Source organism: Agromyces salentinus (assembly GCF_009749395.1).
GTDB classification, from domain to species: domain Bacteria; phylum Actinomycetota; class Actinomycetes; order Actinomycetales; family Microbacteriaceae; genus Agromyces; species Agromyces salentinus.
In genome coordinates this window covers 263,884-284,901 of record NZ_WBIR01000002.1, presented here as the reverse complement: position 1 = coordinate 284,901, position 21,018 = coordinate 263,884, and the positions used below count along the sequence as shown (strand labels likewise).

Annotated in this window: 20 protein-coding genes; 18 read left to right on the top strand and 2 right to left on the bottom strand. The window is 70.6% G+C overall.

All coding sequences use genetic code 11. From position 1 onward, the window contains the following. Positions 1 to 9: 9 nt before the first annotated feature. Positions 10 to 1,044: a LysM peptidoglycan-binding domain-containing protein gene (locus GQQ95_RS04230; RefSeq protein WP_246205171.1), complete on the bottom strand. Its 1,035-nt coding sequence runs from the start codon at positions 1,042 to 1,044 to the stop codon at positions 10 to 12. 261 nt (positions 1,045 to 1,305) lie between these two features. On the opposite strand from GQQ95_RS04230, the gene GQQ95_RS04225 reads away from it, so the two are divergent. Next, positions 1,306 to 1,659, top strand: a complete 354-nt coding sequence (locus tag GQQ95_RS04225) for an Rv2175c family DNA-binding protein (protein ID WP_157426393.1) — start codon at positions 1,306 to 1,308, stop codon at positions 1,657 to 1,659. Positions 1,660 to 1,709: 50 nt separating this feature from the next. Here GQQ95_RS04225 and GQQ95_RS04220 read toward each other — a convergent pair whose 3' ends face one another. Further along, a complete protein-coding gene (locus tag GQQ95_RS04220) occupies positions 1,710 to 2,822 on the bottom strand; it encodes a polyprenyl synthetase family protein (RefSeq protein WP_157426392.1) in 1,113 nt (370 codons plus the stop codon). Positions 2,823 to 2,896: 74 nt separating this feature from the next. Here GQQ95_RS04220 and GQQ95_RS04215 point away from each other — a divergent pair, with 74 nt between their 5' ends. The 17 genes from GQQ95_RS04215 (at position 2,897) to GQQ95_RS04135 (ending at position 20,944) form a co-directional block, all read left to right on the top strand. Then, positions 2,897 to 3,286, top strand: a complete 390-nt coding sequence (locus tag GQQ95_RS04215) for a DUF3040 domain-containing protein (RefSeq protein WP_157426391.1) — start codon at positions 2,897 to 2,899, stop codon at positions 3,284 to 3,286. A 351-nt stretch (positions 3,287 to 3,637) separates the two neighbouring features. After that, positions 3,638 to 4,069, top strand: a complete 432-nt coding sequence (gene mraZ, locus GQQ95_RS04210; protein ID WP_157426390.1) for a division/cell wall cluster transcriptional repressor MraZ — start codon at positions 3,638 to 3,640, stop codon at positions 4,067 to 4,069. Between the two features lie 103 nt (positions 4,070 to 4,172). Beyond that, positions 4,173 to 5,126 carry a 16S rRNA (cytosine(1402)-N(4))-methyltransferase RsmH gene (gene rsmH, locus GQQ95_RS04205; RefSeq protein ID WP_157426389.1) on the top strand — a complete coding sequence of 318 codons (954 nt, stop codon included), beginning with the start codon at positions 4,173 to 4,175 and terminating at the stop codon, positions 5,124 to 5,126. Next, positions 5,123 to 5,710 (top strand): cell division protein FtsL, encoded by a 588-nt coding sequence (ftsL, locus tag GQQ95_RS04200; protein ID WP_157426388.1) that lies wholly within the window; start codon positions 5,123 to 5,125, stop codon positions 5,708 to 5,710. The genes rsmH and ftsL overlap by 4 nt, the downstream gene beginning before the upstream one ends. A 51-nt stretch (positions 5,711 to 5,761) precedes the next feature. Continuing rightward, on the top strand, positions 5,762 to 7,546 hold the full coding sequence (locus GQQ95_RS04195; protein WP_170296954.1) for a peptidoglycan D,D-transpeptidase FtsI family protein: 1,785 nt from the start codon (positions 5,762 to 5,764) through the stop codon (positions 7,544 to 7,546). Between the two features lie 13 nt (positions 7,547 to 7,559). Continuing rightward, on the top strand, positions 7,560 to 9,107 hold the full coding sequence (locus GQQ95_RS04190; RefSeq protein ID WP_157426386.1) for a Mur ligase family protein: 1,548 nt from the start codon (positions 7,560 to 7,562) through the stop codon (positions 9,105 to 9,107). Next, positions 9,104 to 10,516, top strand: a complete 1,413-nt coding sequence (locus GQQ95_RS04185) for a UDP-N-acetylmuramoyl-tripeptide--D-alanyl-D-alanine ligase (protein ID WP_157426385.1) — start codon at positions 9,104 to 9,106, stop codon at positions 10,514 to 10,516. The genes GQQ95_RS04190 and GQQ95_RS04185 overlap by 4 nt, the downstream gene beginning before the upstream one ends. Further along, positions 10,513 to 11,610: a phospho-N-acetylmuramoyl-pentapeptide-transferase gene (gene mraY / locus GQQ95_RS04180; RefSeq protein ID WP_157426384.1), complete on the top strand. Its 1,098-nt coding sequence runs from the start codon at positions 10,513 to 10,515 to the stop codon at positions 11,608 to 11,610. The genes GQQ95_RS04185 and mraY overlap by 4 nt, the downstream gene beginning before the upstream one ends. Further along, positions 11,607 to 13,145, top strand: coding sequence for a UDP-N-acetylmuramoyl-L-alanine--D-glutamate ligase (gene murD, locus GQQ95_RS04175; RefSeq protein WP_157426383.1), 1,539 nt, complete (start codon positions 11,607 to 11,609; stop codon positions 13,143 to 13,145). Before mraY ends, murD begins: the two co-directional genes overlap by 4 nt. Before the next feature lie 37 nt (positions 13,146 to 13,182). Next, complete coding sequence (gene ftsW, locus GQQ95_RS04170; RefSeq protein ID WP_246205170.1) at positions 13,183 to 14,355, top strand: putative lipid II flippase FtsW; 1,173 nt, start codon at positions 13,183 to 13,185, stop codon at positions 14,353 to 14,355. After that, complete coding sequence (murG, locus tag GQQ95_RS04165) at positions 14,352 to 15,452, top strand: undecaprenyldiphospho-muramoylpentapeptide beta-N-acetylglucosaminyltransferase (protein WP_157426381.1); 1,101 nt, start codon at positions 14,352 to 14,354, stop codon at positions 15,450 to 15,452. The genes ftsW and murG overlap by 4 nt, the downstream gene beginning before the upstream one ends. Before the next feature lie 92 nt (positions 15,453 to 15,544). Then, positions 15,545 to 16,948 carry a UDP-N-acetylmuramate--L-alanine ligase gene (gene murC, locus GQQ95_RS04160; protein ID WP_157426380.1) on the top strand — a complete coding sequence of 468 codons (1,404 nt, stop codon included), beginning with the start codon at positions 15,545 to 15,547 and terminating at the stop codon, positions 16,946 to 16,948. Between the two features lie 187 nt (positions 16,949 to 17,135). Further along, entirely contained in the window at positions 17,136 to 18,038 is a 903-nt protein-coding gene (locus GQQ95_RS04155; protein ID WP_157426379.1) for a cell division protein FtsQ/DivIB, read from the top strand. Between the two features lie 190 nt (positions 18,039 to 18,228). Then, on the top strand, positions 18,229 to 19,425 hold the full coding sequence (ftsZ, locus tag GQQ95_RS04150; RefSeq protein WP_157426378.1) for a cell division protein FtsZ: 1,197 nt from the start codon (positions 18,229 to 18,231) through the stop codon (positions 19,423 to 19,425). Beyond that, positions 19,422 to 20,123, top strand: coding sequence for a YggS family pyridoxal phosphate-dependent enzyme (locus GQQ95_RS04145; protein WP_157426377.1), 702 nt, complete (start codon positions 19,422 to 19,424; stop codon positions 20,121 to 20,123). Before ftsZ ends, GQQ95_RS04145 begins: the two co-directional genes overlap by 4 nt. A 33-nt stretch (positions 20,124 to 20,156) precedes the next feature. Next, positions 20,157 to 20,633, top strand: coding sequence for a cell division protein SepF (locus tag GQQ95_RS04140; RefSeq protein ID WP_157426376.1), 477 nt, complete (start codon positions 20,157 to 20,159; stop codon positions 20,631 to 20,633). Between the two features lie 5 nt (positions 20,634 to 20,638). Beyond that, positions 20,639 to 20,944, top strand: coding sequence for a YggT family protein (locus tag GQQ95_RS04135; protein ID WP_157426375.1), 306 nt, complete (start codon positions 20,639 to 20,641; stop codon positions 20,942 to 20,944). The last annotated feature ends 74 nt before the right edge of the window (positions 20,945 to 21,018 follow it).

Below are 21,018 nucleotides of genomic sequence, written 5' to 3'. Positions count from 1 at the left end.
GGCTGCGGGTCAGCCGAGCTCGGCGAGCCATGCGCGAGCGGCCGTCACCCACTTGGCGTAGTGGGCCGGGTGCGCCGACTTCTGGACGGCCTGGGCCGCGGCATCCGCAGGCATGGCCTCCCACCCGTCGATATCCAGCAGGCCGGGGGCCACGCCGACGTTGGGGCCGTCGGGTCCGCCGTAGAACGCACGCGCCGCGCGCACGGGGTCCATGACCTGCTCGGGCGTGCCCCATCCCTGGCTCGGGCGTTGCTGGAAGAGGCCGAGCGAGTCGCGATCGCCGGAGGCCACGTTGCGCAGACCCGATTCCTGCGCCGCGGCGACCAGCGCCGCGAGGATGCCGGCGTCGGACACGCCGGTCTGCCGGCCCACCTCGATGACGACCCGCGCATTCTGGCGCATCTCCTCGGTGAGGGTCGCCGGTCGATCCGGTTCCGGGGCGGGGGGCTTCGGCGGTGCGGCGGGGGCGGCCGGAGCAGTCTCCGCGACGGGCGTCGCCACCACGGGCTCGGATACCGGAAGCGGTTGCGCCGTGGAGGAGGCGACGCCTCCCGAAGGGGGAAGCACGATCGACTCGCCGGGGAAGATCAGGCTCGACCGGCCGAGGCCGTTCGCGCTGAGGACCTGAGCCACCTCGAGGCCGTAGCGCTCGGCGATGCCGCTGACGGTGTCGCCGGCGACGACGGTGTGGCGCGCGAGGTCGGGTGCAGGGGGCGGTGCGTCGACGGCGGGCGGGGCTCCGCCGGGAAGTGCGAGCCGCTGACCCGGGAAGATGAGGCTCGACCAGCCGAGGCCATTGGCGGCGAGGATCTCCGCCGTCGCCAGGCCGTAGCGTTCCGCGATGCCGCTGATCGTGTCGCCCTCGGCGACGGTCACCTCCGCGGGCGCGGCGAGGGCGGCGACGGATGCGGCGGCCTTCGCCCCGGGCGCGATCGCCTTGGCCTTGGCCTGCCTCTTGGAGGTCTGCGGGGCGGCCTCCGCCGGCTGGACGATGCCGAGCGTCACGGCGAGTGCCCCGACGAACGCCACCGGGAGCGTGATCACGCGCCGGATGCCGCCGCGCCGCCGTCGTGCCCGGCCGCGCTCGCGCCGCGTGGTGGCGGGTTCCTGCTCGGCGGGCGTTTCGGTTTCGCGCGGTCGGTCCACTCCGGTCCGGTCGGCTCGGTTCGCCATGCTGCCCCCTCCGCCGACCCCCATCGGCTTCGGCGCCAACGTTTCACAGCAGGTGTGGCGTGTCAACGTCATCTGCGCGTGTCCTGCGGATGGCGGTTCCGGCGGAGCCCCCGCGCTGGCTAGGCTGGAAGGGTGACCGATGCGACTGCGCCCGATGCGAACGCCACGGAGTGGCTGACCGTGCCCGACCTCGTCGAACTGTTCGATTCGACGCCGAGCCGCGTCCGTCGGTTGATCGACGACCGCCACCTGCTCGCGGCACGCATCGACGGCGTGCTCAAGGTTCCGGCCGATTTCATCCGCGACGGCGCGCCGCTGCCCGAACTCCACGGCACGGCGATCGTGCTCGGCGACGGCGGTTTCAGCGACACCGAGGCCCTCGACTGGCTGCTGAGCGTCGACGACAGCCTCGGCACGACGCCGATCGCGGCGCTGCGCGCCGGACGCAAGGCCGAGGTCCGACGGGTGGCGCAGGCGCTCGCCTGACCTCGGCGCTCGACGTCCGAGCATCCGCCGCCCGACCGGCTCCCGCCGGATCAGCTCGTGCGCCGGCTCACCGTCGTCGCGAGCGCGTCGAGTTCGGTCCGCGCAACGTCACTGACCGGCGCATCGGCGAGTGCGGCGCGCGCCCGGCCGACCTCGTTCGCGATGAGCTGCTCGATCTCGTCGGCGGCGCCGCAGTCGAGGATCGTCCGTTGCAGCATCCGGATCTGGGCCTCGTCGAGTTCGGGGTCGCCGAGGAGTTCGTCGAGCAGTCCTCGCGGCCCAGGTGCCAATCGCTCGCGTGCCGCGGCGATGAGCATGGTGCGCTTGCCCTCGCGGAGATCGTCGCCGCTGGGCTTGCCGGTGACCTCCGGGTCCCCGAACACGCCCAGGAGGTCGTCGCGCAGCTGGTACGCGATGCCGAGCGGAAGGCCGAAGGCGCGGAGCGCCTCGATCTGCGATGGCGTCCCGCCGGCGATGAGCCCGCCGAGCGCGAGCGGCGCCTCGACCGAGTACTTCGCGGCCTTGAACGTGATGACGCGTTCGGCGATCACGCGCTGCTCGTCGTCGCGACGCTGGTGCCAGGACTGCTCGGCCAAGATGTCGAGGTACTGGCCCGCGGTCACCTCGGTGCGCATGCGCACGTACTCGGCTCGCGCGGCCGCCGCCGCGTTGCGGTCGGGCATCGGGTCGAGGCCCTCGTCGAGCAGTTCGTCGCTCCAGCCCAGGAGGAGGTCGCCGAGGAGGATGGCGGAGGCGGTGCCGAAGTCGTCGCTGCGTCGCAGCCAGCCCGCCTCGGCATGCGTCCGCTCGAAGAGCCGGTGCGCCGAAGGGGCTCCGCGCCGCGTGTCGGACCGGTCGATGATGTCGTCGTGGATGAGCGCCGCGGCGTGGAAGAGTTCGAGTGCCGCGGCCGCCGAGACGATGGGCGCGAGGTCCCGGGGCTCGTCGTCGGCGAACGGGTCGAACCCGGCGCCGCTCACGGCCTCCCAGCCCCAGTAGCAGAACAGCGCGCGGAATCGCTTGCCGCCGCTGAGAAAGCGCCTTGAGAACTCGTCGAGCGGCTCCAGGTCGGGGCTGATCGAGCGGAGAATGGACGTGCGCTCGTCGAGGAACGAGTCGATGCGCGTTTGAACAAGATCGACAAGTCGAGAACCATGAGCCACCCGCCTAGCCTAGCGAGGCCGCGCGGCGCTAGAATGTCCCCGGATGCGTCGGTCCCGAGCCTGAGGGGAAAGAGATGCCGCTTTCAGAGCAGGAGCAACGTCTTCTCGAGGAGATGGAGCGGAACCTCTACCGCAATGATGCGGACTTCGTCCATGCGGTCGGAGGGGTACGCGGGCGACGCCCGAACTATCGCGCGATCGTGCTCGGCGTGCTGCTCGCCGTCGCGGGCGCCGGTGCGCTCATCGCCGGAGTCGCGTTGCAGGCCCTCATCATCGGGGTCGTCGGGTTCGCGCTGATGTTCGCGGGGGTGCTCGTCGCCATCACGCCGTCCAAGCGCGGCGCCGCCACTCCGGCCCCCGCCGAGAGCGGGCCGTCCGCCAGTAAGCCCAAGGGCCAGCAGTCGGCGGGCTTCATGGACCGGCTGAACGACCGCTGGGACCGCCGCCAGGAGCGCGGCGACTAGCCCTCCACCTTCCTCCACGCCTGAACGGGTCGATCTGCGGATCGGCCCGTTTCGTCGTTTCCGGACGCCGTTTTCGGCCGTGTCGAACGGCCGGTGCCCGGACCGGCGTGCTCCCGCCGGCGTTCCCGACAGGAGCGCAGCGTCGAGACCGGCCGTGGCACGGCCGGAATCTCCCGGACACTCCCGGGTCAGGCGCGTTTGCTTCACCTTCCTCCACCCACGGGATCCGCTTGTTCTCGGCGATCTCAAGCGGCCATGCCGCTCCGCGCCGCCATCAGTCGTTGATCGGTGGATGAGAGTGGAGTAAAGTGGGGACACCTGGATCCTGGTCGGAGGAAAGGGGGTGGTGCGGTGTTCCTCGGGACCTACGAGCCGAAGCTCGATGAGAAGGGCCGCGTCATTCTTCCGGCCAAGTTCCGAGAGGAGCTCTCGACCGGACTCGTGCTCACGCGCGGTCAGGAGCGCTGCATCTACGTGTTCAGCGCGCGCGAGTTCGAGCAGATCAACGAGAAGATCCGCCAAGCCCCGGTGACGAGCAAGCAAGCGCGCGACTACATGCGCGTCTTCCTGTCGGGTGCATCTGCGGAGACCCCCGACAAGCAGCACCGGATCACCGTCCCCGCGACGCTTCGCAGCTACGCGGGCCTCGGCCGAGACCTCACGGTCATCGGTGCTGGCAGCCGGGTGGAGATCTGGGATGCCACGGCGTGGCAGACGTACCTCGCTGAACAGGAGGCGGCCTTCGCAGACACGGCGGAGGAGGTGATTCCCGGGCTCTTCTAGCCCGGCGGGTTGCGACTCCCAGCCGTGCGCGCCTGCTGCACTTCCCCGCAACAGGACGAACGGATGGGCATCGGAATCCGTCGGACACGAACCCGAAGGCATCATGGACATCGAACACATCCACACCCCGGTCATGCTCGAGCGGACGCTCGAGCTCCTCGAACCCGCCCTGGCGCGCGATGGCGCGGTCGCGGTCGACGCGACGCTCGGCATGGGCGGCCACACCGCGGCCATGCTGGAGCGGTTCCCCGGCCTCACGGTCGTCGGACTCGATCGCGACACCGACGCCCTGGCGATCGCGCGAGAGCGCCTCGCGAGGTTCGGCGATCGCGCGCGCTTCGTCCACACCGTGTACGACGGCATCGCCGAGGCGGTCCGCTCGGAGGGGTTCGACGAGGTCGACGCCGTGCTCTTCGACCTCGGCGTCTCCTCGCTGCAGCTCGACCGGGCCGAGCGCGGATTCGCCTATTCGAAGGATGCGCCGCTGGACATGCGCATGGACGGCACCACGGGGCGCACCGCGGCCGACATCGTGGCGACGTACTCCGAGGTGGAACTGCGCCACATCTTCCAGGACTTCGGTGAGGAGAAGCTCTCCGGGCGCTACGCCAAGGCCATCGTGCAGGCGAGGGAGTCCCAGCCCATCACACGGTCGTCCGAGCTCGTGGCGATCATCACCGCGGCGACGCCGGTCGCGGTCCAGCGCCAGGGCCACCCCGCCAAGCGGGTGTTCCAGGCGCTCCGCATCGAGGTCAACGAGGAGCTCTCCGTGCTCCAGCGCGCCATGCCGGCCGCGCTCGAAACGCTGAACGTCGGCGGACGCATCGTCGTCTTGGCCTACCAGTCGCTCGAGGATCGCATCGTCAAGCGCGTGCTCCAGGCGGCGACCTCCTCGTCCGCCCCTGCGGGACTCCCGATGGAACTGCCCGAGCATCGACCGCTGTTCAAGCTCCTCGTGCGGGGCGCGGAACTGGCCGGTGAAGCGGAGCAGGCGGAGAACCCCAGGGCCAAGCCCGTGCGACTCCGCGCGGCCGAGCGCGTCAGGAGGGCGTCATGACCGCACTTCCGATCCACGGTGCGCCGGCTCCGGCCCGGCGCCGCGCCTGGGTCCCCGAGGTCCTCCGGCCCGTGCCCGACGGCGCGACCCGGCCGAAGCCACGACTCGCCTATGCGGTGATCGCGATCAGCGGCGTCGTCGTGATCGCGCTCGCCCAGCTCCTCCTCTCGATCGCCGTCACGCAGGGCGCCTACGAGATCGACGGGTACGAGACGAGCCGCGCGACGCTCTCGCGAGAGCAGCAGAAGCTGTCCGAAGACCTCGACCGCGTGCAGTCGCCCCAGTACCTGGCGAAGAACGCCGAGGCGCTCGGCATGGTGCCGAACACGAACCCGGTGTTCCTGCGCCTCAGCGACGGAGCCGTGCTCGGACAGCCCGCGAGTGCGGGCGCCGCCGCCGCGGCATCCGCCGCACTCGTCCCGAATGCGCTGATCGACGGCGTGCCGCTCGTGACCGAGCAGCAGGCGGGGGAGACTGCACCCGGAGGGGGACAGGGTGCCGCGGTCGGTGCGCCGGCCGCGGAGGCCGCGGTCCCGCCGCCGCCCCCGGCGAGCGAGTCGCTCCCGACGCCGACCACGCACTGATCCACCGCACCACCTGAAAGGCCGCAGATGAATCGCGTGAGCAGACATCCGATGCGGCGAATCCTCGCGGCGGGCGTGCTCCTCGTGCTGCTCGTGGGCGTGTTCGTCGTCCGGCTCGTCGACATCCAGGTCGTGCGGGCGGCGGCGCTCAACGAGCAAGCCGATGAGGTGCGCTCGACCGAACCGATCCCGGTGTTCGGCACCCGAGGCGACATCGTCGACCGCAACGGCACGGTGCTCGCCGACAGCGTGATGCGCTACGACGTCGCCCTCTCGCCGAAGAACGCGAAGAAGGGCCCCGTCGCCCGCGAGGAGCCGGATCCCGCCGACCCGTCCAAGAAGATCCGGGTCGAGGTGCCGCTCGAGCAGACCGCGGCCGAACTCGGCGAGGTCGTCGGCCTCACCGGAGACCAGGTGCTCGGCATCATCACCGCGGCGCTCGCGGAGAACCCGGACTCCGACTTCGAGTACGTCGCGAAGACCATCGACGTCGACACGTACGAGAAGGTCCGAGCACTCGACATCCCGTGGGTCGTGCAGTATCCGCACCCCAGCCGCAGCTACCCGAACGGGGCCGTCGCCGGCAACCTCCTCGGCTTCGTCGATTTCGACGGCGCACCGGGGGCCGGGCTCGAGCTCGGCGAGGACGAATGCCTGGCGAGCGAGAACGGCGAGGTGACGTTCATCCCGAGCCTCGAGGACTGGGTCGAGATCCCGGGCACCGAGGTCGTCCACAAGCAGGCGAAGGACGGCGGCACGCTGAAGCTCACCATCGACTCCGACCTGCAGTGGGAGGTGCAGCGCATCGCGGAGGCGCAGCGCCTCGCGCTCGGGGCCGAGTGGGCCACGGTGACCGTCATGGAGGCGAAGACGGGCAAGCTCCTCGCGGTGGCGGACGTTCCGACGGTCGACCCGAACGCTCCCTCCGAGACCGCCGAGGCCGATCGCGGTTCGCGGACCTTCACCGCGCCGTTCGAGCCTGGCTCGACGTTCAAGGCGGTGACCGCGGCATCCGTCATCGACGACGGCAAGGCGAACCCGCTCAGCCAGGTGATGGCCGGATACTCCTACGACGCTCCGAACGGTGCGAACTTCCGGGACAGCTTCTACCACGACGACATGCCGTACACGCTCACGGGTGCGCTGATCGACTCCTCGAACACCGCGACGGCCATGTTCGGCGAGCAGATGTCCGATCAGGTGCGGTTCGAGTACATGCAGAAGTTCGGCTTCGGCGCCGTGAGCGAGGTCGGGTTCCCGGCCGAGGAATCCGGAGACCTCAACGGCGGACCCGAGGAATGGGACAACCAGACCAAGTACACGACCATGTTCGGCCAGGGCCTGACCACGACGGCCATCCAGATCGCCAGCGCATACCAGACCATCGCGAACGGCGGCGTCCGGATGCCGGTGCAGCTCGTCGAGAGCTGCACCGACGCCGAGGGCGAGGTGACCGAGACGAAGCAGGAGGGCTCGCGGGTCATCAGCGAGAAGGCGGCCGACGAGACCAGCCAGATGCTCGAGCAGGTCTATACCAAGGGTTGGCTCAAGGACCAGTGGAACATCCCCGGGTACCGCGTCGCCGCGAAGACTGGCACCGCGCAGGTTCCCGACGGCAACGGCGGCTACCGCAAGGAGTACCTCGTCTCGGTCTCCGGCTTCGCACCGGCGGACGACCCCGAGTTCGTCGTTTCGGTGAGCTACATGAATGCCGTTAAGATGAATTCGTCCGCCGCATCCGCTCCCGTGTTCCAACAGGTCATGAGCCAGGTGCTGAAGAAGTATCGGACCATTCCATCCGGCGCCCCGGCGCCTGACCTGCCAGCAACCTGGTGAGAAAGTTGGGTTCGTGACCGGATCGCCTCCCACGGCCCTCCGGCCGCAGCACCCCGCGCCGCGGTCGCTCCGCGGCCTGGCCGAGCAGTTCGGGCTCGAGGTGCGCGGCGATCTCGCCGACCTCGAGACCACGGGGGTCGTGCTGTCATCGAGCACCGTACGTCCGGGCGACCTCTACGTCGGCGTGCCCGGCCGCAACGCGCACGGGGCGAGGTACGCCGGCGCCGCGCGCGACGCCGGTGCCGTCGCGGTGCTGACGGATGCCGCGGGCGCGGAGCTCGCCGCCGAGTCCGGCCTGCCCGTGCTCGTCGCCGACGACGCGCGTGCGACGCTCGGCCGCGTCGCCGCATGGATCCACCGCACCGACGAGAATCCGGCGACGACGTTCGCGGTCACGGGCACCAACGGCAAGACCAGCGTCGTCTACCTCCTCTACGGCATCCTCCGCCAGCTCGGCGTCACCGCGGGGCTCACTTCCACCGCGGAGCGCCGCATCGGCGATGAGGCGGTCACGAGCTCGCTGACCACCCCCGAGGCGAGCGAACTCCACGCGCTCCTCGCGCGCATGCGCGAGGTCGACGTGCGCGCGGTGGGCATCGAGGTGTCGGCGCAGGCGCTGTCCCGCCACCGGGTCGACGGCCTCGTCTTCGACGTCGCCGGGTTCACGAACCTCACGCACGACCACCTCGACGACTACGCGTCGATGGAGGTCTACTACGAGGCCAAGCACGAGCTCTTCCGACCCGAGCGGTCGCGGCACGCGGTCATCACCGTCGACTCCGAATGGGGTCGCCGCCTCGCGGAGGAGGCCGGCGTCCCCGTCACGACGCTGACGACGAAGCCCGGCATCGCGGCCGACTGGCGCATCACGGTGCTCGACGAGCAGCCCGCCCACACGTCGTTCCTGCTCGAGGGTCCCGATGGGGCGCGACTCGAGACCAGGGTCCCGCTCCTCGGCTGGTACATGGCGGCCAACGCCGCCCTCGCCATCGTGATGCTGGTGCGCGCGGGCCACGACCTCGCGGAGATCGGCGCGGTGCTCGAGCGCGACGGCGGCATCGACGCGTACATCCCCGGACGCGCGGAGCGCATCTCCGGCGATCGCGGCCCCATCGTGTACATCGACTACGGGCACAGCCCCGACGCGTTCCTGCAGACGCTCGACGCCATCCGGCGCACGACCACGGGCAAGCTCATCATGGTGTTCGGCGCCGACGGCGACCGCGACACCACGAAGCGGGCCGACATGGGGGCCATCGCCGCCCGCGGCGCCGACGTCGTCGTCGTCACCGACTTCCACCCGCGATGGGAGGATCCCGCCGACATCCGCTCGGCCCTCCTCGAGGGTGCGCGCGCGGCGGTGCCCGACCGCGAGCTCCACGAGATCGCCGATCCGCGCGCCGCGTTCCGCGCCGCGCTCGCCCTCGCGGGCGACGGCGATGCGATCCTCTACGCCGGCCCGGGCCACGAGGACTACCACGAAGTGAAAGGCGTCAAGATCCCCTACTCAGCCCGAGACGACGCTCGGACCGCGCTCCGCGAGGCCGGGTGGCCGGCATGATCGCACTGACCCTTCGAGAGATCGCCGAGGCGGTCGGCGGAGAACTCCGCCTGGGCGCGTCCGGCGGCTCGCCGGACACTCGCGTCGACGGGACCGTCACCACGGACTCGCGTGAGGTCGGACCCGGCGACGTGTTCTTCGCCAAGCGCGGCGAGTTCGACGACGGCCACCGCTTCGCTCCCGCCGCGGCTCGGCAGGGCGCGGCGCTGCTCGTCGTCGAGCACGGGCTCGACCTCCCGGTGCCGCAGATCGTGGTGGCCGATTCGGTGCTCGCGCTCGGCGAGCTCGCGACCTCGGTCGTCGCCCGGGTGCGCGCGGCCGGCGACCTGAAGATCGTCGGGGTCACGGGATCGAACGGCAAGACGACGACCAAGAACCTCCTCCGCGCCGTGCTCGAACGGGTCGGCCCGACCGTCGCCGCGCGCGCCTCCTACAACAACGAGGTCGGTGCGCCGATCACGATGCTCTCGCTCGAGCAGGACACGAGGTTCCTCGTCGCCGAGATGGGGGCCTCGGGCGTGGGCGAGATCGCGCGCCTCGTGCGCATGGCGCGCCCCGACATCGGCATCGTCCTCAAGGTCGGCCTCGCCCACGCGGGCGAGTTCGGCGGCATCGAGCAGACGGTGCTCGCGAAGTCCGAGATGGTCACCGACCTGCTGCCGACGGATGTCGCGGTGCTGAACCTCGACGACCCGCGTGTGGCGCCGATGGCGGAGCTCACGACGGCGAAGGTCGTCACCTTCGGGCTCGGAGCCGGCGCCGACGTGCGCGCGACCGAGGTCGTCGTGCACGCGCGCGGCACCGAGTTCACCGTGCATGTTCCCGGCGGCGAGTCCGCGCGGGTGCGGTTCGGCGTGCTCGGCGAGCACCACGTGATGAACGCGCTCGCGACCGTCGCGGCATCCGTCGAACTCGGCGTGCCGCTGACCGAGGTCGTGGCCGCGCTCGAGACGGTGACGCTCGCGGAGCGCTGGCGCATGCAGGTCATGGGCGGCCGCGACGGCATCACCGTCATCAACGACGCGTACAACGCGAGCCCCGACTCGATGAGCGCGGCGCTCAAGACGCTCGCGCAGGTCCAGGCCCCCGGGACCCGCACGATCGCCGTCCTCGGCGAGATGAGCGAGCTGGGGGAGTTCTCGGGCGAGGAGCACGACCGCATCGGCCTGCTCGCCGTGCGGCTCGGCGTGTCGCAGCTCGTGGTCGTCGGGCAGGGCGCGCGCCGCCTGCACATCACGACCATCAACGAAGGATCGTGGGACGGCGAGTCCGCCTACGTCGAGACGGCCGACGAGGCCTACGACCTCGTCGTGGCCGCCGCCCGGCCCGGTGACACCGTGCTGGTGAAATCGTCCAACTCGGCGGGCCTCCGCCACCTGGGCGACCGACTGGGAGAATGGTTCTCGTGAGAGCACTGCTGAGCGCCGGGGCGTTGTCGCTCGCCTTCACGCTGTTCCTGACCCCCCTGTTCATCCGGCTGTTCGTCCGGCTGGGCTGGGGTCAGTTCATCCGCGACGACGGGCCGCAGAGCCACCACGTCAAGCGCGGCACGCCCACGATGGGCGGCATCGTCTTCATCCTCGGCACGCTGTTCGGGTACTTCGCGGCAACGCTGCTCATCAGCAACGAGATGCCGACGGCCAGCGGACTGCTCGTGCTCTTCATGATGGTCGGGCTCGGGCTCGTCGGATTCCTCGACGACTTCCTGAAGACGCGCAAGAAGCAGAGCCTCGGACTCGGCGGGTGGGCGAAGATCGCGGGCCAGACCGCCGTGGCCGCGGTGTTCGCACTGCTCGCGATCAACTTCCCGAACGACCAGAACATCACCCCCGCTGATACGCAGATCTCATTCATCCGCGATCTCCCGCTCGACTTCATGGTGTTCGGGACCGTCGCCGGAACGATCATCTACGTCATCTGGATCTGCCTCATCGCGGCGGCGACCTCGAACGGCGTCAACGTCACCGACGGGCTCGACGGCCTGGCCGGCGGTGCGTCGGTACTCGCGATCGGGTCGTTCATCTTCATCGGGTTCTGGCAGTTCAACCAGTCGCTGTTCAGTCCCACGCTGAACCAGGCCGACGCCTATCGCGCCTACGACGTCCGCGATCCGCTCGACATCGCCATCGTCGCATCGGCCATCGTGGGAGGCCTCATCGGCTTCCTCTGGTGGAACACCAACCCGGCGAAGATCTACATGGGCGACACCGGCTCCCTGGCCCTGGGCGGCGCGCTGGCTGCGCTGGCCATCCTCAGCCACACCGAGCTGCTCCTCGTGCTCATCGGCGGCATCTTCGTCATCGAGGCGGGCTCGGTGATCGTGCAGCGCGCGTACTTCAAGATGACCGGCGGCAAACGCATCTTCCTCATGAGTCCCATCCACCATCACTTCGAGTTGAAGGGGTGGGCCGAGGTCACGATCGTCGTCCGCTTCTGGCTCATCGCCGGCATGTTCGTCGCGGCCGGCGTCGGCAGCTTCTACTTCGAGTGGCTGCAGCGATGACCGCTGCGGATGCCGCAGGCTCGCGCCTCGACGCGCTCACGAGCTGGCGCGCCGACTGGAAGGGCCTGCGGGTCGTCGTGCTCGGCGCCGGCGTGACGGGGTTCGCCGTCGCGGACACGCTGTCCGAGCTCGGCGCGGAGGTGCTCCTCGTCGCGTCCGAGGTCGATGACGATCGCGCGAGGATCCTCGACGTGATCGGCGTCGGGGTGCTGCGGCATCCGCTCGACGCCGTTCCCGAGGAGGTCGTGACCTTCGCGCCCGAGCTCGTCGTGACCTCGCCGGGATTCCATCCCGATCACGTCGTGCTGGAGTGGGCCGCCCGTGCCCAGGTCGCCGTCTGGGGTGACGTGGAGTTGGCCTGGCGCGTGCGCGACAAGGTGAACGCGGCGGAGTGGATCCTCGTCACCGGCACGAACGGCAAGACCACGACGACGCAGCTCGCCGCGACCCTGCTCGCGGCGAACGGCCTCCGGGCGGCACCCTGCGGCAACATCGGCATTCCGGTGCTCGACGCGATCCGGGACCCGAGCGGGTTCGACGTGCTCGTGGTCGAGCTCTCGAGCTACCAGCTCCACGCCCTGCCCACCGAGGGCCCGGGTGCGCTGCACCCGGCCGCGAGCGTCTGCCTCAACGTCGCCGATGACCACCTCGACTGGCACGGGGGCGCCGAGGCGTACCGCGCGGCCAAGGGCAAGGTCTACGCCAACACGCGCATCGCCTGCGTCTACAACCGGGCCGACGAGGCCACCCGGCGGATGGTCGAGGACGCCGACGTCGAAGCCGGCGCCCGGGCCATCGGATTCGGCCTCGACGTGCCGGGGCCGAGCGACTTCGGCGTCGTCGAGGGGATCCTCTGCGATCGTGCGTTCCTCGAGGAGCGCCACTCGTCCGCCCTCGAGATCATCACCGTCGACGAATTGGAGCCGCACGGCCTGGCGGTGCCGCACGTCGTGGCCAACATCCTCGCCGCATCCGCTCTCGTCCGAGCCGTCGGAGTGCCCGTGGGCGTCATCCACGACGCGCTCGGGGACTTCCGCCTCGACCACCACCGTATCGAAACGGTCGAGCTGGCCGGCGGCATCCGCTGGGTCGACGACTCCAAGGCCACCAACCCGCACGCGGCCGAGGCGTCGCTCCGCGCGTACCCGAGCGTGGTGTGGATCGTCGGAGGTCTCCTCAAGGGCGTCGACGTCGACGCGCTCGTGGCCGCGCATGCGTCGCGACTCCGCGCGGCCGTGGTGATCGGGGTCGACCGATCGGCGCTCGTCGCCGCGTTCGCCCGACACGCGCCCGACGTGCCGCTGTTCGAGGTCGACGACGCCGACACTGGAACGGTGATGGCGCGGGCGGTGGCATTCGCCGAGTCGAAGGCGAGGGCCGGGGACACGGTCCTGCTGGCGCCGGCCGCGGCATCCATGGACCAGTTCGCCGACTACGCCGATCGCGGGCGGTCCTTCCAACGGGCGGTCCGGGAGCGAGCAGGAGGTGGTGCGGATGGCGACCCCGCCGCGAACACCCCCGGCACCGGAGTCTGAGCGCCGCGGCGTCGCCGCCCGCATCCGACTCGGCCGCGTGTTCCGCGTTGAGTCCAAGGACTACGTGCTCCTGCTCAGCACGACGGTCTTCCTCGTGCTCTTCGGGCTGGTCATGGTGCTCTCCTCCTCGACGGTCGAGTCGCGCCTCGAAGACGGCGACTTCTTCTTCCAGGCGGCCCGCCAGGGCATGTTCGCCGTCATCGGCCTGCCGCTCATGCTCATCGCGAGCCGGTTCCCCGAACGGTTCTGGCTCCGCATCGCCTGGCCGCTGCTGATCGTCTCCTGCGCACTCCAGCTGCTCGTCGTGGCCACGCCGCTCGGCATCGAGGTCGGCGGGAACACGAACTGGCTGGCGGTCGGGCCCGTGCAGTTCCAGCCCTCGGAGCTCATCAAGGTCGCACTGGTGCTCTGGCTCGGCCTGATCGTGACGAAGAAGCAGGCGTACCTCGGCGATTTCCGGAAGGGCATCATCCCGATCCTGCTGGTGGGCGGCGGGTCCATCGGCCTCGTGCTGCTCGGCGGCGACCTGGGCACGGTCATGATCATGGGCGCCATGCTCCTCGGTGCCCTGTTCCTGGTCGGGGTGCGGTTCCGCCTGCTGCTGCCGCCGGTACTGCTGAGCGCGGCGGTGTTCGTGATCGTCGCGGTCTCCAGCGACAGCCGGATGCGACGCATCAGTGCCTTCCTCGAGGAGAACTGCGCACAGGGCGACAGCGACGACTGCTGGCAGATCCAGCACGGTCGGTTCGCCCTCGCCAACGGGGGCGTCTTCGGCGTCGGCCTCGGCAACTCGACGGCGAAGTGGTCATGGCTGCCCGCGGCCGACAACGACTTCATCTTCGCGATCATCGGCGAGGAGCTCGGTCTCATCGGGGCGGTCATCGTCATCGCCCTCTTCGTGCTGCTGGCCGTCGCGTTCGCTCGCGTGCTGCGCTCGGCGCAGACGCCGTTCGCGAAGACGGTCACCGCGTCCGTCATGGTGTGGGTGATCGGCCAGGCGTGTGTCAACATCGGAGTCGTGCTCGGTGTCTTCCCTGTCCTCGGTGTCCCCCTCCCGCTCGTCTCGGCCGGTGGTACCGCGCTCGTGACCACGCTCTTCGCGATCGGCGTCGTGCTCTCCGTCGCTCGAGACCCCGAGGCGACGGCGCGTGCCGCGGCTCGGGCCACGGCGCGGGTCGCCGCGCGTGCGGCGGCTGGTCGCACGCGATGACGACGTACCTCCTCGCCGGCGGCGGTACCGCCGGCCATGTCAATCCGCTGCTCGCGGTCGCCGATCACCTGCGTGCGCGCGACGCGGACGCCGAGGTCCTGGTGCTGGGCACCGCGGAGGGCCTCGAGGCCCGGCTCGTGCCCGCCAAGGGGTACGAACTCCTCACGATCGCGAAGGTTCCGTTCCCGCGTCGGCCGAACGGCGCCGCGGCCCGGTTCCCGAGGCGGTTCTCCCAGTCGATCGCCGACGTGCGGGCGATCATCGAGGAGCGTGAGGTCGAGGTCGTCGTCGGCTTCGGCGGGTACGTGTCGACGCCGGCGTACATCGCTGCGCGCCGCCTCGGCATCCCGATCGCCATTCACGAGGCGAACGCGAAGCCTGGGCTCGCGAACCGTCTCGGTGCGAGGTGGGCCGAGACCGTCGGTGTTGCATTCTCAGGCACGCCGCTCAGGCACGCCGAGGTCGTCGGCATGCCCCTCCGGCGCGAGATCGCGGACCTCGATCGCGCCGCAGGGCGCCGCGCCGCAGCCGAGTCGTTCGACCTGGATCCCGATCGCCCCATCCTCCTGGCGACGGGCGGCTCGCTCGGCGCCCGCCGCATCAACCGGACGATGGTCGCGTCGGCAGAGGCGATCACGCGGGCAGGGTGGCAGGTGCTGCACGTCACCGGTGCGGGTTCGGACGTCTCCGACCCCGGGGTGGACGGGTACCGCATGCTCGAGTACGCCGACCGCATGGACCTCGCGCTCACGGTCGCCGACGCCGCCGTGTCCCGCGCCGGCGCGGCCACCGTGTGCGAGCTCGCCGCCCTCGGCATCCCCTCGATCCTCGTGCCGTACCCCGTCGGCAACGGCGAGCAGCGCCACAACGCCGCGGAGGTGGTCGAGGCCGGGGGCGCGATGCTCGTCGACGACGCCGCCTTCACCCCCGACCTGGTCGGCTCGACGCTCCTGCCCCTGCTCGCCTCGCCGCAGCGCGTGTCAGAGATGGCGGCGGCAGCCGCCTCCGTCGGTCGGCGCGACGGCACGCAACGAATGGTCGCGCTGGTCGACGCGGCGCTCGGCGCGGGTGCCGACGGTGCCCCGTCCGGCGCGTAGCCTTGAACGTGCGGATGCCGCGGCATCCGTCCTCGAGACCCTGATCCGCCGCACCTCCGACGCCGCTCCAGCCACCCGAAGAAAGCAACCTCGTGACCATCAAGCCCGATCTCTCCACTCCGATCCCGTCCAGCCTCGGAGCCGTGCACTTCGTGGGCATCGGCGGTTCGGGCATGAGCGGCATCGCCCGACTCCTGATCGGCGAGGGGCACCGCGTGACGGGCTCCGACGTCCGTGACTCCGCGAACATCGCGGCCCTGCGCGAGCTCGGCGCCGAGATCGCCATCGGCCATGCGGCGGAGAACCTCGCTGACGACGTCGACACGGTCGTGGTGACGGGCGCCCTGTGGCAGGACAACCCGGAGTACCAGCTCGCGCTCTCGCGCGGGCTGCCGGTGCTGCACCGCTCGCATGCCCTCGCCGCCCTGATCGCCGGGCGCCGGCTCGTCTCCGTGGCGGGGGCCCACGGCAAGACGACCTCGACCGGCATGATCGTGACCGCGCTGCGAGCGCTGGGCGCCGACCCGAGCTTCGTGAACGGCGGGGTCCTGGCCGATCTCGGGGTGAGCTCCGCGGCCGGGGCGGGGGAGTTGTTCGTCGTCGAGGCCGACGAGTCCGACGGATCGTTCCTGCTCTACGACACCGCCGTGGCGCTCATCACGAACGTCGACCCCGACCACCTCGACCACTACGGCTCCCGCGACGCGTTCGAGCAGGCGTTCGTCGACTTCGCCGACAGGGCGGGCGAGCTCGTCGTGATCTCCAGCGACGACGCGGGTGCGGTGCGGGTCGCTGAGCGGCTTGCGAACGAGCGCGTGATCACGTTCGGCGAAGCGCCGGAGGCCACCGTTCGCCTGCACTCGGTCGTCACCGACGGTCCCGTCGCGTTCAGCGTCTCCTACGAGGGAGTCGACTACCGGGCGCGCCTCCGGGTGCCCGGGCGGCACAACGCGGTCAACGCGGCGGGTGCCTTCGCGGTGCTCGTCGGACTCGGGTTCGACCCCGCCGCCTCCCTCGCGGGCATCGAGGGCTTCTCCGGCACCGGCCGGCGGTTCGAGCTGCACGGCACCGTCGACGGCGTGAGCGTGTACGACGATTACGCCCATCACCCCACTGAGGTCGCCGCCGCCCTGTCGGCCGCGCGCACCGTCGTGGGCGAGGGTCGCATCATCGCCGTGCACCAGCCGCACACCTACAGTCGTACGCAGGCCTTCGCGAAGGAGTTCGCGGAGGTGCTGGAGGAGTACGCCGACGAGACGGTCGTCCTCGACGTGTACGGTGCGCGCGAGGACCCGGTGCCCGGCGTGACCGGCGCGCTCGTGAGCGAGCGGTTCGCGGATGCCGCGCACGTGGCGTTCCTCGCCGACTGGCAGGAGGCCGCGGACCACACCGCCCGCATCGCCCGACCCGGCGACTACGTGATCACCCTCGGCTGCGGAGACGTGTACCGCATCGTGCCCCAACTGCTCGGCGCGCTCGAGCGGGAGCACGGGTGAGGATGCGCGCCGCGTGAAGCGGCCGCAGGGATTCGACCGGCCGACGGAGCCTCGCCCGGGCCCGAGGTCGAGCGCGGCCGGCGCGAAGTCGGGCGCGAAGCCGGCGGCGCCGACGCGCGCACCTGGTCCGCAGCCGGGAGCAGCGGCGAGCTCGGCCCCGCCCTCGCGTCCTCCGCGCGAGCCCGCCGTGGACGCCACGGCGACCGAAGCGGTCCGGGTGGGCGGCTCGCGTGGCGAGGAGTCCGGCGCGGTCGGGAACGCTCGAGGGGTCGAGCGTCCTGCTGCTGACCCGGCAGCCGCATCCGGCTCCGGGCCGACGGGGCGCAGCGCACGGGCGGCGCGGCGTGCGGTCGCCGCCGCAGCGCGGGAACGTCGGAGGTACGAACGGGCCGAGGTCCGTCGTTTCACCGTCCGCTCCCGACGGCGACGTTGGGCCTGGGGCATCTCGCTCGGCACGCTGGTTGCGCTCGTGGCCGTCGTCGTCATCGGGGCCTACTCGCCGCTCATGGCCCTGCGCGAGGTTCGGGTCGAGGGCGCCTCGAGGGTGCCGGCGGCCGACGTCGTGGACGCCTTCGACCCGATGCTGGGCACGCCGCTGACCCTGATCGCGCGCGATGACGTGCAGGGTGCGCTCTCGGAGTTCCCCCTCATCGAGACCTATCAGGTCGAGGCCGTGCCGCCGGGCACGCTCGTCGTCAGGCTGGTCGAGCGCACGCCGGTCGGGGTGATCGAGACCGGTGACGGGCTGGCCCTCGTGGATGCCGCGGGCGTGGTCATCGACCGGCCGGCGGAGCGTCCCGAGGGCCAGCCCCTCATCAGCGTGGAGGACGGCGTGGCCGGCGACGGCTTCCGGGCGATCGCCGCGGTCGTCCGGAGCCTCCCGGCGGACGTGCGCGGGCTCCTGACCGGTGCGAGCGCCGAGACGGCCGACGACGTGCTGCTCGAACTCGGTGACGCGCGAGTGGTGTGGGGGAGCGCCGAGCAGTCGTCCTTGAAGGCCGTCGTGCTCGCCGGGCTCATGCGCGCGGCGCCGCCCGGCACGGTCTCGCAGTACGACGTGTCGGCACCGATGAGCCCGGTCACGCGCTGACGGATGCGTCGTGCCGGCCGGCTGGGCCTCCCCTGCCGGCCGTCGATGAAGGGCGTTCGCGACACGCCCGCGTGCCGTGCCGTACGAGCGGCGGAGTCCGCCTATCTTCGAACACAGGAATTGCATACTCGGCAAGACTTTAACCCTCGACTTGAGGTTCAAAGTTCAGAGTTCGCACGAAGGGCCGGAGATGTCGACTAACCAGAACTACCTCGCCGTCATCAAGGTCGTCGGTATCGGCGGCGGCGGCGTCAACGCCGTCAACCGCATGATCGAACTCGGCCTTCGGGGCGTCGAGTTCATCGCGATCAACACCGACGCCCAGGCGCTGCTCATGAGCGACGCCGACGTCAAGCTCGATGTCGGCCGCGACCTCACCCGGGGACTCGGCGCCGGCGCCGACCCCGAGGTCGGCCGTCGAGCAGCCGAAGACCATGCGGAAGAGATCGAAGAGGCCCTCGCGGGCGCTGACATGGTCTTCGTCACGGCCGGCGAAGGCGGTGGAACAGGCACGGGCGGCGCGCCGGTGGTCGCGCGCATCGCGAAGTCGATCGGCGCGCTCACCATCGGTGTGGTCACCAAGCCGTTCGGCTTCGAGGGCAAGCGTCGCCAGACCCAGGCCGAGCAGGGCGTCGCGCGCCTGAAGGAAGAGGTCGACACCCTCATCGTGGTGCCGAACGACCGACTGCTCGAGATCAGCGATCGCGGCATCTCGATGCTCGAGGCGTTCGCCACGGCCGACCAGGTCCTCCTCGCCGGTGTGCAGGGCATCACCGATCTCATCACGACGCCCGGCCTCATCAACCTCGACTTCGCCGACGTCAAGTCGGTCATGCAGGGAGCCGGCTCGGCGCTCATGGGCATCGGCTCCTCCAGGGGAGCGGACCGTGCCATCAAGGCCGCCGAGCTCGCGGTCGCGAGTCCGCTGCTCGAGGCGTCCATCGACGGCGCGCACGGCGTGCTGCTCTCGATCCAGGGTGGTTCGAACCTCGGAATCTTCGAGATCAACGATGCGGCGCGCCTCGTGCAGGAGGCCGTGCACCCCGAGGCGAACATCATCTTCGGCGCGGTCATCGACGACACCCTCGGCGACGAGGTCCGCGTGACCGTCATCGCCGCGGGCTTCGACGGGGGCGAGCCCGGTGCCAAGCCCGTCGAGGTCCGCCGCGAGCACCTCGTCCCCGCGGCCGTCGGCGCCGCCGCGATCGGCGGTGCAGCCTCCTCCGGTGCGGACTCGGCCGACGTGATCGGCGAGATCGACATCGACGAACTCGTCGAGACGGCGAACTGGGGCGGCGCCGAGACCTCGACGGCGGACCAGATCGTGAGCGATCCCGCCTTCGACGCGGCCGACGACGACCTCGACATCCCAGACTTCCTGAAGTGAGCTCCGAGCACGCCGGCCAGGACCTCGATCGCCTCCGAGAGCGCCTGCTCGCGGTCCGCGACCGGGTCGGGTCGGCTGCGAGGCGCGCGGGGCGGGATGCGAGCGGGATCACGACCATCGTCGTGACCAAGTTCCATCCGGCATCGCTCGTGCGCGACCTCGCGACGCTCGGCGTCTCGGACATCGGTGAGAACCGCCACCAGGAGGCGCAGGCGAAGGCCCGCGAACTCGCGGACCTGGACCTGACCTGGCACTTCATCGGCCAACTGCAGAGCAAGAAGGCAAGGCAGGTCCGTGCATATGCGCGGGCGATCCACTCGGTCGACCGGCCGGCCCTCGTCGACGCGCTCCGGTCGGACGAGACATCCGTGGACGCATTCGTGCAGGTCAACCTCACCGACGACCCAGGGCGCGGAGGCGTCGCCGAGGCGGAGCTCCCCGCGCTCGTGGAGCACGTGCTGGCGACGCCGGGGCTGCGGCTTCGAGGACTCATGGCGGTGGCCCCGCTCGAGCAGCCCGCCGGGCCCGCGTTCGCGCGCGTCCGCGAGCTCTCCGAGACGGTCGTCCGTCCGCGTGAGCCGACGGCGACCGACCTCTCGATGGGCATGAGCCACGACCTTGAGGATGCTGTCGCCGAAGGCGCGACACACCTTCGGATCGGCACCGCAATCACCGGCAATCGTCCGGTCGCCGGTTAGCCTCGAAGAGACGGAACATAGACGGAGGCAGCGATGTCAAACCCGCTCAAGAAGACCATGGTCTACCTCGGCCTCGCGGACGAGGAGTTCGAGACCGAGACCCGAGAAGCGTCGGCACCAGCGCCGGCGGCACCGGTCGTGCACGCTGCGCCGGCACCGAAGACCGGGGCGGCTGTCACGCCGCTCCGCAAGAACACTGTCCAACCGAGCACACCGCAGGCGGAGATGAACGAGATCCTCACCGTGCACCCGCGTCAGTACCGCGACGCGCAGGTCATCGCCGAGTCCTTCCGCGAGGGAGTCCCGGTCATCATCAACCTCTCGCAGATGTCCGACGCCGACGCGCGCCGGCTCATCGACTTCGCCAGCGGGCTGTCTCAGGGCCTGCACGGCAAGATCGAACGAGTCACGAGCAAGGTCTTCCTGCTGTCTCCGTCGCATGTCGTGGTCTCGGGGGAGACCGGTGAAGCCGAAGGCGACGTCGACGCGTCGTTCTTCACGCACGCGTAGCGGCGGTGGCTGCGCTGTCCGTCGTCTGGAGCATCCTCTACACGCTGCTCGTCATCTACTTCTTCGTGATGTGGGCGCGCTTCGTGCTCGACCTGATCCGAACCTTCAACCGATCCTGGCGTCCGCAGGGCGCCTGGCTCGTGGTGGTCGAGGTGGTGTATTCCGTCACGGACCCGCTCGTCCGATTCTTCCGACGGCTGATCCCGCCGATCCGCATCGGGCAGGTGGCGCTCGATCTCGGCTGGTCGCTCGCGATGCTCGTCGTGATCATCGCCATGACCGTCGTATCGTGGCTCGCAGCGGTCGCCTGACGATCTCCTGCGAACCCGAGGCACAGCATGACCCCGATACTGGGGGAACCGAGTGGACTTTGCTACCGTTTAGC